Consider the following 15428-nt stretch of genomic DNA (forward strand, 5'->3'; position numbering starts at 1 on the left):
GCGATGCGGAAGCAGCGGCTTACCGGCCGCCGATCACGCCGATATAGTCGGAGACCCAGCGGTGATAGGGCACGCATTCGCTCTGGCTCGCGCATTTAGCCACCGGCGTCTTCCAGAACTTGACCTTCTCGAAGTCGTTGTAGCCGTTGGTGGCGCAGCCCTCGTCGGTCAGGAGCTCATTGCCCTTGCAGGCGGCGCCGACGGAGGGGTTGGCGCCGAACCAGGCAGACACATCGCCCTGGACCTTCGGCGAGAGCGTGTGCTCCATCCACATATAGGCGCAGTTCGGATGCTCGCTCTCGGCATGCAGCATGGTCGTATCCGCCCAGCCCGTCACGCCTTCTTCAGGGATGACCGAGGAGATCGGCAGCTTCTCCGCGTGCATCAGGTTGACCTGGAACGGCCAGGACCCGGAAGCGACGACGCCTTCGTTCTTGAAGTCGTCGATCTGGATCATCGCATCGTGCCAATAGCGGCCGACCAGCGTGCGCTGAACGCGAAGCAGGTCGAGGGCGGCCTTGTACTGGTCCTCGTTGAGCTCATAGGGGTCCTTGATGCCGAGCTCGGACTTGTGGGCCATCAGGTAGTTGGCCGCGTCGGCGACATGGATCGGACCGTCATAGGCCTGGATGCGGCCCTTGTTGGACTTGCCGTCCGGCAGCGTCATCTCCTCGAAGACGACGTTCCAGCTTTTCGGGGGCTGACCCTTGAAGGCTTCCGTGTTGTACATCAGCACGTTCGGACCCCAGACATAAGGCGTGCCGTAATGGACGTCTTTGACCGTGTGCCAGGGCGCGTTCTGCATGCGCTCGTCGATGGTTTTCCAGCTCGGAATAAGGGCGGTATTGATCGGCTGGACGCGCTTTCCCGCGACGAGGCGAAGCGAGGCGTCGCCGGAGGCGGTGACAAGATCGAAGCCGCCTTCGTTCATCAGAGCGACCATTTCGTCGGAGGTGGCGGCGGTCTTGACGCTGACCTTGCAGCCGGACTTCTTCTCGAATTCGGTGACCCAGTCGTAGTTCTTGTCGGTCTCGCCGCGCTCGATATAGCCGGGCCAAGCGACGATCGAGAGCTCGCCTTCGCCCTGGCCGAGCTCCTTCAGCGGCTCCTGCCCAAGGGCGGGGGCGACGAGGCCCAGCGACAGGGTCAGCGCCGTGCAGGATTTCAAGATCTGCTTCATTGAAGTCTCCCCAGTTATGCCGCGTTCAGCGGCCTTGTTCCCTGGGATGAAGCGTGCCTCCATTTCTCCGTATTCGCAAATTCATTAATCAGAATGGCGCTATCGGTTTTACCGATATCAACTCACCGGGGACGGGCGCTGCGCAGCGCCTCGGCGATGCCGACGAAATCGCGCGCCGATTGCGGCAGGCTCGAACCTTTGCGCCACACCATGCCGACCTGCACGACCGGCAAGGCGCCCGACACATCGCGGCTCTCGATCCGGTCGCCTTCGAGCGACCAGGGGCGATAGACGAGGTCGGGCAGAAGGGCGATGCCGGCGCCCGTCGCGACCAGGCTTCGGACCGCCTCGACCGAACGGGTGCGGAAGGCGACATGCGGACGGGCACCGAGTGCCGTCAGCAGCTTGCCGGTGTTTTCCTCGATTTCGTCGACCGTCAGCATGATCAAAGGCTGCCTGGCGATATCCTCGACCGAGATGATATCGGCGCTTACGAGCGGATGTCCGATCGGTAGCCAGAGCCGATAGGGCGACGTTTCGAGGATTTCCGCCTGCAGCGCCATCCGGTCACGCAGATTGGAGATAACCATCACGGCGACATCGAGCTCGCCGCCGACCAGCAGATGTTCGAGATAGGAGCCGTTGTCCTCGATGGCGCTCACCTCGACGCCCGGGCAGGCGCGGCGATAGCGGGCAAGCAGGTCGGAGAGCACATAGCCGGCGACCAGTGAGGTGACGCCGAGACTGAGCCTGCCGCCGCGCTCCTCGCGGCTATCGGAGAAGCTGCGCCGCGCATCGGAAACATCGGCGAGGATTTTTGTCGCATGGCGAAGGAACTGGTGGCCGTTATGGGTGATCGAAAGGCCACGTGGATGGCGGTCGAAAAGCTCGACGCCGAGATCGGTCTCTAATTCCTTGATCGCTTCGGTGATCGAGGACTGCGAGATCGACAGGTTCTGCGCCGCGCGGGTGACGGTACCCTGCTCGGCGACAGCGACGAAATATTGCAATTGCCGGAGTGTGAATGCCATGAGCGAATTAACACCGGGCAACAAGCGGATGGCAAGCCGGCCGATGCAGCGCCATGATTTGGCGCATCTGGTCGTGCGTGGCGGCAGGACGGTGCTAAGGGGGCTCGAGGGAGCGCAGGATGGATTCGAGACAACCAACACCGATGCCGACGGAGCCCGGCATTCTCGCCTTTCACGAGCGCTGCGAGGCGTTTTATCCGGCCGACGCCGTCGGTGCTTCGATCGAGCAGCAGCGACAATGGTATGATGCTCTTTGTGCGGAGTTCGACGCCGAGTCACCCGAGAGGCTGACACAGTGCGACGAACGCGTGGAAGGGCGTATCCCTGTCCGGCATTATCGCCCGGCCGTAGTCACGACCGAAACGCGTATCTTCTACATTCACGGCGGCGGCTTCGTCGTCGGCTCGCTTCAAAGTCATGACGCGATCTGTGCCGAGCTGGCGCACGGCACGCGAGCGGAACTGGTGTCGGTCGACTACCGGCTGGCGCCCGAGCACGCCTGGCCCGCGGCTTTCGACGATTGCTGTGCAGTGCTCCGGTCGCTTCTAGCCGACGGACGCCCACTGGTCGTAGTCGGCGACAGTGCCGGCGGCAACCTGGCGGCCGGCGTCGTGCTCAAGGCGAAGGCCGAGGGACTTTCCGGCATTGTCGGCCAGGTCTTGATCTATCCGGGTCTCGGTGGCGATCTCGTCAGCGGCTCCTATGCCGAGATGGCCGGGGCCCCCGGACTTTCGACCGCCGATGTCGCCTATTATCGAGAGGTGCTGAAGGCGCCGAGTGACGACGCTTTCGCTCACCCCTTGAAAGCCCGTGACTTTTCCGGATTGCCGCCGGCCTATATCACCGCGGCGCATTTCGACCCGTTGCGCGACGATGCGCGCGCCTATGCTGCCCGGCTTGCCGAGGCGGGCGTGGATGTCACCTTCCGCGAGGAGCCGCAAATGATCCATGCCTGGCTGAGGGCACGGCATATGAGCTCCGGTGCAGGAGAAGGATTCCGCCGTCTCATCGATGGCGTGGCGCGGCTGGTCGGGAGCGATTGAGCGATGATTGGAGCGACCGACCTTCAGCGTCTGCTGGCGGGGATGAAGCCGGTGTTGCGTGAGGCCGAATATGTCTATTGCGCGGTCGAGGGCGATGCGGGATCGTGGCTATCGCTTGCACCGATCGGCACCTTCCGCGAAGCGGAGGCCTTAACGCTGATTCTCGAACGCTCAAGCGCGGACGCTGCCGGGCTGTCCTACGGACCCGTCTTGCGGCTCATCACGCTCAGTGTTCATTCGGCGCTCCAAGCCGTCGGCCTGACTGCCGCCGTCTCGGCAGCGCTGACGCGCGTTGGCATCAGCGCCAATGTCGTCGCGGCCTTTTATCACGATCATATCTTCGTGCCGGCTCCGGATGCGGAGCGGGCCTTGGGGGCATTGCGGGAATTGAGCCGTGGCAATGGCTGAGCTGAAGGCATTGATCTGATAACGGAGCGCTCCGTCTGGTCCCTTGATTTACATGAGATCGCGCCTGATGCGCTTTTCGAAAGTCTTCTCGAAAACCTTCTCCTCACCCTCGAAGGCCTCAATTCTGGCAGACGTAATCCACTCGGTTTCGGTGCAGCCGAGCCGGGAGGTTGAAACGGTCTTCAGCGATTGCTCGCCGCGCCTGGCGATGCAGGTCCAGGTCGAGACGCCCGTCATCGAATGCGGATCATTGGGGGCGATCGACCAAACCTCGTCGCGGATGTCCCGCGTGGCGTTGCCGGTATCGGGATGTTCGACGAGGCCGGTGTCTTCGTAGATCCGATAATGCGTCAGACCCTTGGTCATGTCGCGCTCGACGCTACGGCGGGTTTGCGCCGGAGAATGCTCGACATAGGTGGGCAGCGGGTCGGGATTTGCCGGCTGCGGCACGACGATCTCGCGGTGGTCGCCGAGGAGCGGCAGCGACAGCGAGAGGCTTCCGCTGTCGATCGTCAGGCCCGGATCGGTCGGCGCCGGCAGGATCATCGGCCAGTAGGATGTCGAGAGCGACAGGCGGATTTTGTGACCGGCGCGAAAGCGATAGCCGCAGGCATCGAGCACCAGCGTGATGCGTGTCTTGTGGTTCTTCTGCATCGGCATCGGCTTTGCGTTGCCGTTGCGGTGCGCCAGGTTGAGGACGCCGAAGGCGACGCGGGTTGCCGTGCCGTCCGGATGGATGTCGACGAGACGGGCGACGAGATTGGCCGTGTCGGCGCTGCAGGCAACCTCCAAAGTGAGGGCCGGCTCTCCGAGATAGTCCTCCGCCTCGAGCAGGGGATGGCTGTCGAAAGTGAGGGAACCCGCATCGTCGATACGCTGGTCACCGGCCATCTCGGCATCCGGTTTCAACGTGAAATATTCGCCGGCGGCGGTGCCGGTATCGAGCGGCGAGCGAAGATAGATGTCGCCGACCCCCTTCTTGGCAGCGGCCCCGGTCACGAGTCTGCCATCGCTCGAAACCGTGAAGCTGCGCGCGTCGGGGGTGTTCCAGACGTCCTTGGCAATCCAGCGGCCCGGATCTTCGTTGCGCTTCAGGGCCGGCTTCGGGCCGTCGAGAATATAGGCGCGCATCTGCGGCAGCTTTTCTGCACCGTTCTTTTCGTCGCGCAGCCAGCGGTTCCACCAGCGGATCGCCTCGCTGTGGAAATCCGCCCGCGGCTTCGGCCAGGCGAAATGCGGGTATTTGTGAACCCAGGGCCCAATCAACGCCTTGGCCATTTCGCCGAGTCCCTCGATCGCCTTGATCGGTGTATTGCGGTAGCCGTCGGCCCAGCCGGCGATCACGAGCGCGGGTACCGGGAAGCCTTCGAAATCCTCCGAGATCGAGCCGTGCCGCCAGAAGTCGTCGCGGCGCTGGTGCTCAAGCCATTCCTCCAAGAAAAAGGGTTCGTTTTCCAGCCGCTCCAGCCACATTTCCTTCCAGCGCTCGCCGACGAGTTCAGGATCGGGCGAGCGCGACTGGTAGGCGAGCATGGTGGCCGCCCAGGAGAGTTGCGCCGAAAGATGGCAGCCGTTCTTGTAATGGATGTCGTCATTGTAGCGGTCGACGGTCGAGGCGATCGAGATGACGGCCTTGAGCGCTGGCGGTTCCAGGGCCGCCACCTGTAGGCAGTTGAAGCCGCCCCAGGAGATGCCCATCATCCCGATCTTGCCGTTCGACCAGGGCTGCGCGGCGATCCATTCGATGATCTCGCAGCCGTCGGAGAGTTCGCGCGGCGTATATTCGCCGTCGATCACCCCTTCGGATTCGCCGCAGCCGCGGATGTCGACGCGAACGCCGGCAATGCCGGCCGCGGCAAAGACCGGATAGGTGGATTCGTCGCGGGCGCAGGTGCCGTCGCGCTTGCGATAGGGCAGGTATTCGAGCACCGCCGGGACCGGATTCTGCTCGGTTCCCTCCGGCATCCAGATGCGCGCCGCCAGCCGGGTCCCGTCCTTGAGGGTGATCCATTCGTTTTCGATGACGGTGAAGTTGCGATCGGACACGTTTATATTCTCCCGATTTTCTGCGCGTGAGCGATCTACAGCGGATCGGAGTGAGTGTGCGGGACGGAGGCGCCCCGCTCTCCGGGTCAATTCCCCGCACTCTCCATGCGCCTGGTCTTCAGCACCCGTTCGAGCCAGCCGATTTCCATTTCCGGCACCGACTTCAGGAGGAGGTCGGTGTAGTCGTCGAAGGGCGGTGACAGCACCTTCGACTTCGGACCGAACCGCACCAGCCGTCCGCGATGCATCACGGCGACGCTGTCGGCGATCGCCCGGACGATGGCGATGTCGTGGGTGATAAACACATAGGAAACAGCGGTTTCCTCCTGAAGCTTCATAAGCAGATTCAGGATGCCTTCGGCGACCAGCGGGTCGAGCGCCGAGGTCGGTTCGTCGCAGAGGATGAGCTCCGGCCTGGCGGCGAGCGCCCGGGCAATCGCGACGCGTTGCTTCTGGCCACCGGAGAGTTCGGCCGGGTAGCGATCGAGGAAGCGTGAGCCCATCTCGATCTGATCGAGCAGTTCCCCGACGCGCTCGGTCTTCTTCCCACCGTGCATGCCGAAATAGAAGGAGAGCGGCCGGCCGACGATGTCGCGCACCGTCTGGCGCGGATTCATGGCCGTGTCCGCCATCTGGTAGATCATCTGGATGCGGCGCAGTTCCTCGTTCGTGCGGCCCTTGAGCGCCTTCGGCAGTTCCTTACCGTCGAAGGTGATGCGCCCCTCGGTCGGCGGCAACAGCCCGGTGATGACGCGGGCGAGGGTGGACTTGCCGGAGCCGGATTCGCCGACGATCGCCAGCGTCTGGCCCTTCGACAGGTGCATCGAGACGTCGTGCAGCACCTTGAAGCCGTTGCCGTAAGCGGCATGGACATGGTCGATCTTGAGAAGAGTACCGGATTGATCCGACGCTTCGTCGCGCTTCGTCTGCCGGACACTGACGAGTGCTCTTGTATAGTCCTCCTTCGGCGCCTCGATCACCTGCTTGGTCGTGCCGTATTCGACGGTCTTGCCGTGGCGAAGGACCATGATGTCGTCGGAGATCTGGGCGACCACCGCGAGATCGTGTGTGATGTAGAGCGCCGCCGTATGCGTCTCCTCGATCGCGTGCTTGATCGCCGCGAGCACGTCGATCTGGGTGGTCACGTCGAGGGCGGTCGTTGGCTCGTCGAAGACAATCAGTTCCGGATTGGGGCAGAGGGCCATGGCGGTCATGGCGCGCTGCAATTGTCCGCCCGAGACCTGGTGCGGATAGCGCTCGCCAAAACTTTCCGGGTTGGGAAGTCCCAGCACCCGGAAGAGATAGAGGGCGCGCTTCTTCGCGTCCTCTTTTGACATGATGCCGTGGCGGAGCGATGCTTCGATCACCTGGTCGCCTAGCTTGTGCGCCGGGTTGAACGCCGCCGCGGCGGACTGCGCGACATAGCAGACGTGACAGCCGCGGACCGAATTGATGCCGCCGCGGTCGAGCTTCAGGATGTCGCGGCCGTTGAGCAGCACCTCGCCGCCGGTGATCCGCACGCCGCCGCGGCCATAGGCAAGCGCCGACAGGCCGATCGTCGATTTGCCGGCGCCGGACTCTCCGATGAGGCCCAGCACCTTGCCCTTTTCGAGATTGAAGGAGACGCCCTCGACGAGCGTCACCACTTTCGGCGGCTCGCCCGGCGGATAGCTTGTCGCCTCGATCTTTAGATTCTTGACGGAAAGCAGATCAGGCATCGCCGCGCCCTCCTTTCAGGCTTGAGGTGCGCTTCATCAGCCAATCGACGACAAGGTTGACGCAGATGGCAAGCGTCGCGATCGCAGCGCCCGGCACGAGAGCGGCCGAGATGCCGAAGATGATGCCGTCCTTGTTGTCCTTGACCATGCCGCCCCAGTCGGCGGCCGGCGGCTGAATGCCGAGACCGAGGAAGGAGAGGGTCGAGAGGAACAGGATCGAGAAGGCGAAGCGCAGGCCGAATTCGGCCAAGAGCGGCGACAGCGTGTTCGGCAGGATCTCCCGGAAGATGATCCACAGCGAGCCCTCGCCGCGAAGCCTTGCCGCCTCGACGAACTCCATCACCGCAACGTCGAGAGCGACGGCGCGGCCGATGCGGAAAACGCGGGTGGAATCGAGCACGGCCATCACCAGGATCAGGATCCAGAGATGCTGTGGCAGGACGGCGAGCACGACGAGGGCGAAGATCAGCGTCGGGACCGCCATCATCAGGTCGTTGAAGCGCGAGAAGAGCTGGTCGACAAAGCCGCCGGTGACGGCCGCCGTGAAGCTCAGGATCATGCCGAGCGCGAAGGAAATCAGGGTCGCCGCCAGCGCCACGAAGATGGTGGTGCGGGCGCCGTAGATCAGGCGCGACAGCAGATCGCGCCCGAGATTGTCGGTGCCGAGTAGGAAATCGCCGCCGGCCGGCATCCAGATCTCGCCGACGACGTCGCGTTCGCCAAAGGGGGCAAGAAAGGGGGCAAAGAGCGCGCAGACAATTGCCAGCGCGATACCGGCGATGCCGATCCAGGCGCTGATGGGAATAGATCTGAGATTCATCGCGGGTGCCTCAGTCTCGGGTTGGCGAGAATGGCGAGGATGTCGGCCGCCATGTTGAGGAAGATGTAGAAGGCCGCGAAGATCAGCCCGCAGGCCTGCACGACGGGCATGTCGCGCACCGTCACCGCATCCACCATGTACTGCCCCATGCCGGGATAGACGAACACGACCTCGACGACGACGACGCCGACCACCAGATAGGCGAGGTTCAGCGCGATGACATTGATGACTGGTGCCACCGCATTGGGCGCCGCATGGCGCGCGATGATGCGGAAGGTGCCGAGACCCTTGAGCTCGGCGGTCTCGACATAGGCCGAGGACATGACGTTGAGGATCGCCGCCCGCGTCATGCGCATCATATGGGCGAGGACGACGAGCACGAGGGTGGCGACGGGCAGGGCGATTGCCGAGAGCCTCTCGCTTAAGGTCATGCTGTCATAGACCGTCGCCGGGAATGTGGCGACGCCCAATTGGACGGCGAAGAACATGATCAGCAGGTAGCCGATGAAGAATTCGGGCAGCGAGATCGCGGCCAGCGATATCACATTGATGATCTTGTCCGGCAGTCGATTGCGGAACTGCACTGCGAGCATGCCCAGCCCGACGGCGAGCGGCACGGAGATGAGAGCTGCGAAGAAGGCGAGGAAGAGCGAGTTGCCGAGCCTGTTGCCGATCTGCTCGCTCACCGAGTTCTTGCTCGCCCAGGAAGTGCCGAAATCGCCCTTGACGGCGCCGCCGAGCCAGCTCAGATAACGCTCGCTCCACGGCCGGTCTAGGCCCAGATCCTTGCGGATGTTCTCGACGGCCTGCGGCGTTGCCGACTGGCCGAGATAGGTGGTGGCGAAATCGCCGGGCAGCGCCTCGATGCCGCCGAAGATCATCAGCGACACGGCGAAGAGCAGGCCGACGCTCAAGCCGAGGCGCTGAAGGATCAGCGCCACGAGAGGGCGGCGTAAGACGAAACGCCGCCAGAAGGTGCCGCCGATCTCGCCCGTGGCGGCGGCGGGGTTGGGCTTTGCTGGCACTCCGGAAAGATCGGCGGAGCGCGGGACTGTTTCACCCGCGACCCCATCGGTCAGGACCGGACCAGTGATCGGTCCGCTCTCCATCGTCAGGCGTCCAGCCAAACCCGGGTTGCGACATAGCCGTTCGACATGTCGTTGCCGATGTCGTGGACATAGCCCTTCACCTGCTTGGTCGATGCGTTCACGAAATCGTTGAACATCGGCAGGATCACGCCACCTTCGTCCCGCACCATCATCGCCAGGGTGCGGTACATGTCCTTGCGCTTGGCTTCGTCCAGTTCGGAACGCGCTTCGAGCAAGAGCTTGTCGAAGTCCTCACGCTGGAAGCGGGTGTCGTTCCAGTCGGCGTTCGACAGATATGCCGTCGAATACATCTGATCCTGAGTCGGACGACCGCCCCAATACGACGTGCAGAACGGTTGGGCGTTCCAGACATTGGTCCAGTAGCCGTCGCCTGGCTCACGCTTGACCTCGATCTCGATGCCGGCCTTCTTGGCGCTTTCCTGATATAGGACCGCCGCGTCGACCGCGCCCGGGAATGCGACGTCGGAGGTGCGCAGCAGAACCGCACCGCTGTGGCCGGACTTCTTGTAGTGGAAGGCGGCCTTGTCCGGATCATAGATACGCTGCTCGATGCCTTCCGGGAAGAGGGCATAGGTGTCGTTGATCGGGAAGTCGTTGCCGATCTTGCCGTACCCGCCGAGGATGCGCTGGACCATCGTCTCGCGGTCCATCGCCAGCTTCAGCGCCATCCGAAGGTCGTTGTTGTCGAACGGCGCGGTGTTGCAATGCATGATGAAGACGTAATGGCCGCGGCCGGACGTATTCAGGATTTCGACGGTCGGCGCGCGCTTCAGGAGGTTGACTGTCTTCGGATCGACGCGGTTGATGAAATGCACCTGACCGGAGGAGAGCGCCGCGATGCGTGCAGTCGCATCGTTCATGGCGATCAGTTCGATCGAATCCACATAACCTCTGTCCGTACGCCAGTCGTCCTGGTTCCTTTCGAAAGTGGCGCGCACGCCCGGTTCGAAGCTGGCGACCTTGTAGGGGCCGGTGCCGATCATGGCGTCGGGGTTGTCCATGCCGCCGTTCGGTTGGATGACGAGGTGATAATCCGAAAGCAGCAGCGGCAGGTCGGCATTGCCTTCCGTCAGGGTCAGCACAAGCTTGCCGCCATCGGCCTTGATTTCCTTGATGGATTTCATCACGCCAAGGGCGCCCGACTCCGACTTGTCGTCCGTGTGACGCTGTAGGGTCTTGACGACGTCCTCTACCGTCAGTTCCTTGCCATCATGGAATTTGACGCCCTTGCGGATCGTGAAGGTCCAAGTGGCCGCGTCGGCGGAGGGCTCCCAGGACTCGGCAAGGGCCGGTACTGCCGCGCCGGTCGTCGGGTGGCTCTCCACGAGCAGGTCGCCCCAGGTCCGAACGACGACGAACAGGAATTGCGAGAGTGCCTTTGCCGGGTCTTTCGAATCGGTTGCGGCCGCGCCTTCGAGGCCAAGCTTAAGATGACCGCCGCGCTTCGGCTCCTGCGCCGCGGCGCTGGTAGCAAACAGCGTGCTTGCGGTCGATGCGGCAATGCCGAAGGCGGCAGCGCGCCCGAGAAACTCGCGGCGGTTCATTTTGCCCAGCATGACCTGTCGTGTCAGATAATCCTTGTAATCGCTCATTCCCCTGTTCCCTTTCGTTGCCGGCATTCGCCGTTCATTGTGGTTGGTAGAGACTGCGTATCGCCATCGTGAGATGGCCCAAGGCACTGTACCGCTTGATGTCTTTTCCTCCGTCCTCCCTCACTTGGGGGCGCTATGGGCTTCAACCATAAGGCTATCCTCTCGGTGGAAGCTTGTAACGTCCAAAATCATCATTTCCTTCCGCCGGTATGCTATCGCCCTTTCCAGACGGGATCGCGCTTTTCGGAGAAGGCGCGCGCGCCCTCCAGTTGGTCCTCGCTCGAATAGAGCACGTCGACCGTCTTGAACTGGCGACGGGTGATCTTGTTCATCGTCGTCTGGAAATCGCGGCCCTCGGCTTCGCGGACGACCTCCTTGATTGCCGCATAGACGAGCGGCGGGCCGCTCTCGAGAAGGCGCGCAAGTTCCCAGGCGCGCTCCATCAGCCGCCCTGCGGGCAGGATCTCGTTGACGAAGCCCCAGCGATGCGCCTCCGCGGCTTCGAGCCAACGGCCGGTCAGGAGCATATCCATGGCGATATGGTAGGGGATACGCTTCGGCAGTTTAATCGAGGCTGCGTCGGCAACGGTGCCCGAGCGGATCTCAGGCAGTGCAAAGGTCGCGTGTTCGGCGGCCAGGATGAGGTCGGTCGAAAGGGCGATTTCCAAGCCGCCGCCACAGCAGATGCCGTTGACGGCGGCAATGATCGGCTTGTTGAGGTCGCGAAGTTCCTGCATACCGCCGAACCCGCCGACACCATAGTCGCCGTCGACGGGATCGCCGTCCGCCGCCGCCTTCAGGTCCCAGCCGGGACAGAAGAACTTTTCTCCGGCGCCGGTGACGATCGCGACCCGGAGCGTCGGATCGTCGCGAAAATCGCGGAAGATCTCACCCATCAGCCGGCTGGTCTTCAGGTCGATGGCGTTCGCCTTCGGCCGGTCGATCGTGACTTCGAGAATGCCACCTTCGCGGCGGGTGAGGATCGGTCCGGTCATAGGCGTCATTTCCTCCGGCGGATCAAGGCATCGGCGGCGACAACTCCATGGCCATCCGGCAATACCATCATAGGATTGATATCGAGTTCTTCGAGTTTGGAAGCGTTTGCAACGACATAGGATGCCGCGGCTGCGACAGTCCTTGTCAACGCCGCGACATCGCCCTTCGGGCCGCCGCGGTAGCCGCCGAGCAGCTTCCTGACCTTCAGGCCCTCGATCGCTGCTTCGATCATCTCTTCGGTGGCGGGTAGCGTCACGATGGCGGAATCATCGAGCAGTTCCACGAGAATGCCGCCGGCGCCAATGGTCAGCACCGGACCGGCCACCGGATCGCGCATGGCGCCGATGATCACTTCGGCGACCGGCTTGGCGATCATTTGCTCCACCAAGTAACCGGAGGCGACCGAGGCCATCGCTTCCGCAGCGGCGACTACCGCCTCCCGGTTGGTGAGATTGAGCCTGACGGCACCGGCTTCGGTCTTGTGGGCGACGCCCATGCCCTTGAGCACGACCGGGAAGCCGAGGGTTTCGGCGACTTCAGCCGCTTCATCAGGCGTCCGGGCGGTCTTGCCGTTCGGGACCGGCACGCCGGCCGCGGCGAGCTCCGCCTTCGCTTCGGCCTCCGTCAATGTCTCGGGATCTCCGTCGGCTATTGCCGCCTTGATGAGGGGCGGTGGCGCCGGACTTGCCCAGGCGGTGCCGATCGCGGCAGCGGTTTCGGACGCGGCGAGGGCCTCGTCGATGCCGAAAAATGGAACAACGCCGGCCGCCATCAGGGAGTGAGCCGTTTCTTCCGGCATGTTTTCGCCGAGGCTGGCGACGATGCCGGCAACGGCGCCTGTCGCATTGGCGGAGTCGATGACCGCATCGCAGGTCGTCACCCAGTCGGCGGCATCGCAGCGGTCGAGGCGGGGGAAATCGAGCACGACCAGGTTCAGCGCGTAGCCGCCCTGCATCATGGCGGTGAAGGCGGCGGTCTGCTTTTCGCGGTTGCCCCAGACGAAGGTGTGGTAGTCGAGCGGATTGGCGATCGTCACCATCTCGCCGAGGCTTTCCCTGAGCGGTTGGCGCTGCTCCTCCTTGAGGGCTCGGAAGTTCACCTTGCGCCGGACGCCGGCATCCGCCATCAGCGACGCTTCGCCGCCGGAGCAGCTCATCGACGAAATGTCGGCGCTGGGGAGGGTGCCGTGGAGATGCAGGAGCTTCAATGTTTCGAGCAGCTCCGGCAGGGTATCGACGCGGCCGATGCCGAGGCGGGCAAGCAGCGCCGAGGAGACGCGGTCGTTGCCGGCCAGCGAAGCCGTGTGGGAAACCGTCGCCAGCTGCGCGGCCTCCGACTTGCCGACCTTCAGCGTCACGACCGGTTTGCGGAGTTCTCGGGCGCGGTGTGCGAGCCTTTCCAAGGCCTCGATGCTGTCGAAGCCTTCGATATGCAGCCCGACGGCGGTGACGCGCGGGTCCTCGAGCACGGCGCAGGCGATGTCGGAAAGGCCGGTCTGCGCCTGGTTGCCGGCGGTCATCACATAGGCGAGCGGCAGGCCGCGCTTCTGCATGGAGATATTGCAGGCGATGTTAGAGGATTGGGTGAGGATCGCGACGCCGCGCTCGACGCGGAGCATGCCGTGCTGATCCGGCCAGAGCAGCGCGCCGTCCAGCATGTTGATGAAGCCATAGCAATTGGGTCCGACGATCGGCATGTCGCCGGCCGCGGCGACGAGCGCCTCCTGCAGATCGTTGCCGTCGGCAAGTTCATTGGCCGCCTCGCGGAAGCCGGAGGCGTAGCAGACGGCGCCGCCTGCGCCCCGCGCCGCGAGGTCGCGGATGACCTCGATCGTCAGCGCCCGGTTGACGCCGACGAAGGAGGCATCCGGTGCTTCCGGCAGGTCGGCCACCGAGCGGTAGCAACGGCGGCCGAGGATTTCTTCCTCGCGCGGATGGACCGGCCAGATCTTGCCGGCAAAGCCCATCCTGTCGCATTGCTCAATGACGCGCCGCGCCTCTTTGCCGCCGAAGACGGCGATGGAGCGCGGGCGGATGAGGCGGTCGAGGGGGCGGCGAGGGGTGCTCATTGCCAGCCTCCCTCGGAGATAAAAACCCCTCCCAAACCCCTCCCAACAAGGGGGAGGGGTTTGGTCGCGGCACCGTGTCGTCCAACTCGACGTCCCCACAAGCGGTGAGGGTTCGGATCAGGGAAGGAGGGTGTGGCAAGGGAGCCCCTCCTCCTTGTGGGGAGGGGTTGGGGAGGGGTATTTCCACGACGCATGCCGAGCAAAACCGCCATCTTCAAGCCCCCAGCGGCCGCAGCAAATCGCGGCTGATGATGTGCCGCTGGATCTCCGAGGTGCCGTCCCAGATGCGCTCGACGCGGGCGTCGCGCCAGAAGCGGGCGAGCGGCAGGTCGTCCATCAGCCCCATGCCGCCATAGATCTGGATTGCTTCGTCGGTGACGCGGGCGAGCATTTCCGTGGCATAGACCTTGGCCGAGGCGATCTCGCGGTTCGACGGCAGGCCCTGATCGAGCCGCCAGGCGGCCGAGAGCGTCAGAAGATCGGCGGCATCGATTTCGGTGATCATGTCGGCGAGCTTGAAGGAGACGCCCTGGTTGGCGCCGATCGGCTTGCCGAACTGCTTGCGCTCGGCAGCGTAAGAAAGCGCGTAGTCGAAGGCGCGACGGGCCCGGCCCACGGAGGTGGCTGCCACCGTCAGCCGGGTCGCATAGAGCCAGTCATTGGCGAGATCGAAGCCCTTGTGGAGTTCGCCGAGAATCTGGGAGGAGGGCAGACGGCAGTCGTCGAAAGTGAGGATGCAGTTCTTGTAGCCGCGATGTGAAACGGAATTGTAGCCGTCGCGGATCTCGAAACCGGGCGTCCCGCGGTCGACGAGGAAGCAGGTGATCTTCTTCTTCGGCCCGCGCGGCGTCTGCTCCTCGCCGGTGGCGATGAAGACGATGACGAAATCGGCGATGTCGGCATGGCTGATGAAGTGCTTGGTGCCATTGACGATCCAGTCATCGCCGTCCTGCCGGGCGAAGCATTTCATGCCGCGCACATCGGAGCCCGCATCCGGCTCAGTCATTGCAAGCGCATCGAACTTTTCGCCGCGGACGGCGGGCAACAGATAGCGCTCGCGCTGTTCCTCGTTGCAGGCCATGAGGATGCCGGAAGGGCGGCCAAAGAAGACGGTAAGGCCCATCGAGCCGCGGCCGAGCTCGCGCTCGACGAGCGTGAAGGTGAGGTGATCGAGACCGGCGCCGCCGACCTCTTCGGGAAAATTGCAGGCGAAGAAGCCGAGCTCCTTGCATTTGCGGGCGATCTCCTGGCCGAGCTCGCGCGGCACCACGCCGGTGCGCTCGACCGCATCCTCATGCGGATAGATCTCGGTCTCGACGAAGCTGCGGACCGTATCGACGATCATCTGCTGTTCTTCGGTCAGTGCGAAATTCATCGTTCTCCCTCGTCGTTTTTAGTCCGCCTGTCATCCGGCCGA

General features: G+C 63.6%; 12 protein-coding genes. 2 read left to right on the forward strand and 10 right to left on the reverse strand.

Annotated features, from left to right (window positions below):
- Positions 1-19: 19 nt before the first annotated feature.
- Positions 20-1180, reverse strand: coding sequence for an ABC transporter substrate-binding protein (locus ATC00_RS07665; RefSeq protein WP_037387112.1), 1161 nt, complete (start codon positions 1178-1180; stop codon positions 20-22).
- 122 nt (positions 1181-1302) lie between these two features.
- Positions 1303-2211 (reverse strand): LysR family transcriptional regulator, encoded by a 909-nt coding sequence (locus tag ATC00_RS07670; protein ID WP_064252436.1) that lies wholly within the window; start codon positions 2209-2211, stop codon positions 1303-1305.
- A 119-nt stretch (positions 2212-2330) separates the two neighbouring features.
- On the opposite strand from ATC00_RS07670, the gene ATC00_RS07675 reads away from it, so the two are divergent.
- Both ATC00_RS07675 and ATC00_RS07680 read left to right on the forward strand, forming a co-directional pair.
- Complete coding sequence (locus ATC00_RS07675) at positions 2331-3254, forward strand: alpha/beta hydrolase (protein ID WP_064252437.1); 924 nt, start codon at positions 2331-2333, stop codon at positions 3252-3254.
- A 3-nt stretch (positions 3255-3257) separates the two neighbouring features.
- Positions 3258-3662 (forward strand): ACT domain-containing protein, encoded by a 405-nt coding sequence (locus ATC00_RS07680; protein WP_064252438.1) that lies wholly within the window; start codon positions 3258-3260, stop codon positions 3660-3662.
- A gap of 48 nt (positions 3663-3710) precedes the next feature.
- On the opposite strand, the gene ATC00_RS07685 is transcribed toward ATC00_RS07680, so the two are convergent.
- From ATC00_RS07685 to ATC00_RS07720, 8 genes are all read right to left on the reverse strand, one after another.
- Complete coding sequence (locus tag ATC00_RS07685; protein WP_064252439.1) at positions 3711-5708, reverse strand: CocE/NonD family hydrolase; 1998 nt, start codon at positions 5706-5708, stop codon at positions 3711-3713.
- Between the two features lie 86 nt (positions 5709-5794).
- On the reverse strand, positions 5795-7426 hold the full coding sequence (locus ATC00_RS07690) for an ABC transporter ATP-binding protein (protein ID WP_064252440.1): 1632 nt from the start codon (positions 7424-7426) through the stop codon (positions 5795-5797).
- Entirely contained in the window at positions 7419-8246 is an 828-nt protein-coding gene (locus ATC00_RS07695) for an ABC transporter permease (RefSeq protein ID WP_064252441.1), read from the reverse strand. The genes ATC00_RS07690 and ATC00_RS07695 overlap by 8 nt, the downstream gene beginning before the upstream one ends.
- Positions 8243-9355 (reverse strand): ABC transporter permease, encoded by a 1113-nt coding sequence (locus ATC00_RS07700; protein WP_064252442.1) that lies wholly within the window; start codon positions 9353-9355, stop codon positions 8243-8245. The genes ATC00_RS07695 and ATC00_RS07700 overlap by 4 nt, the downstream gene beginning before the upstream one ends.
- Positions 9356-9357: 2 nt before the next feature.
- Positions 9358-10947, reverse strand: coding sequence for an ABC transporter substrate-binding protein (locus ATC00_RS07705; RefSeq protein ID WP_037387089.1), 1590 nt, complete (start codon positions 10945-10947; stop codon positions 9358-9360).
- A gap of 212 nt (positions 10948-11159) precedes the next feature.
- Positions 11160-11942 carry a carnitinyl-CoA dehydratase gene (locus ATC00_RS07710; protein WP_037387085.1) on the reverse strand — a complete coding sequence of 261 codons (783 nt, stop codon included), beginning with the start codon at positions 11940-11942 and terminating at the stop codon, positions 11160-11162.
- A gap of 5 nt (positions 11943-11947) precedes the next feature.
- Positions 11948-14011 (reverse strand): acetate--CoA ligase family protein, encoded by a 2064-nt coding sequence (locus tag ATC00_RS07715; RefSeq protein WP_064252443.1) that lies wholly within the window; start codon positions 14009-14011, stop codon positions 11948-11950.
- Positions 14012-14225: 214 nt separating this feature from the next.
- Positions 14226-15386 carry an acyl-CoA dehydrogenase family protein gene (locus ATC00_RS07720; protein ID WP_037387079.1) on the reverse strand — a complete coding sequence of 387 codons (1161 nt, stop codon included), beginning with the start codon at positions 15384-15386 and terminating at the stop codon, positions 14226-14228.
- Positions 15387-15428 lie beyond the last annotated feature (42 nt).

The organism is Sinorhizobium americanum, from assembly GCF_001651855.1.
GTDB lineage: Bacteria > Pseudomonadota > Alphaproteobacteria > Rhizobiales > Rhizobiaceae > Sinorhizobium > Sinorhizobium americanum.

What these genes read in the sequence shown, in the direction of transcription:
- ATC00_RS07665 (WP_037387112.1), bottom strand. Translation starts at nt 1,180, where the DNA reads ATGAAGCAGATCTTGAAATCCTGCACGGCGCTGACCCTGTCGCTGGGC.
- ATC00_RS07670 (WP_064252436.1), bottom strand. Translation starts at nt 2,211, where the DNA reads ATGGCATTCACACTCCGGCAATTGCAATATTTCGTCGCTGTCGCCGAG.
- ATC00_RS07675 (WP_064252437.1), top strand. Translation starts at nt 2,331, where the DNA reads ATGGATTCGAGACAACCAACACCGATGCCGACGGAGCCCGGCATTCTC.
- ATC00_RS07680 (WP_064252438.1), top strand. Translation starts at nt 3,258, where the DNA reads ATGATTGGAGCGACCGACCTTCAGCGTCTGCTGGCGGGGATGAAGCCG.
- ATC00_RS07690 (WP_064252440.1), bottom strand. Translation starts at nt 7,426, where the DNA reads ATGCCTGATCTGCTTTCCGTCAAGAATCTAAAGATCGAGGCGACAAGC.
- ATC00_RS07695 (WP_064252441.1), bottom strand. Translation starts at nt 8,246, where the DNA reads ATGAATCTCAGATCTATTCCCATCAGCGCCTGGATCGGCATCGCCGGT.
- ATC00_RS07700 (WP_064252442.1), bottom strand. Translation starts at nt 9,355, where the DNA reads ATGGAGAGCGGACCGATCACTGGTCCGGTCCTGACCGATGGGGTCGCG.
- ATC00_RS07705 (WP_037387089.1), bottom strand. Translation starts at nt 10,947, where the DNA reads ATGAGCGATTACAAGGATTATCTGACACGACAGGTCATGCTGGGCAAA.
- ATC00_RS07710 (WP_037387085.1), bottom strand. Translation starts at nt 11,942, where the DNA reads ATGACCGGACCGATCCTCACCCGCCGCGAAGGTGGCATTCTCGAAGTC.
- ATC00_RS07715 (WP_064252443.1), bottom strand. Translation starts at nt 14,011, where the DNA reads ATGAGCACCCCTCGCCGCCCCCTCGACCGCCTCATCCGCCCGCGCTCC.
- ATC00_RS07720 (WP_037387079.1), bottom strand. Translation starts at nt 15,386, where the DNA reads ATGAATTTCGCACTGACCGAAGAACAGCAGATGATCGTCGATACGGTC.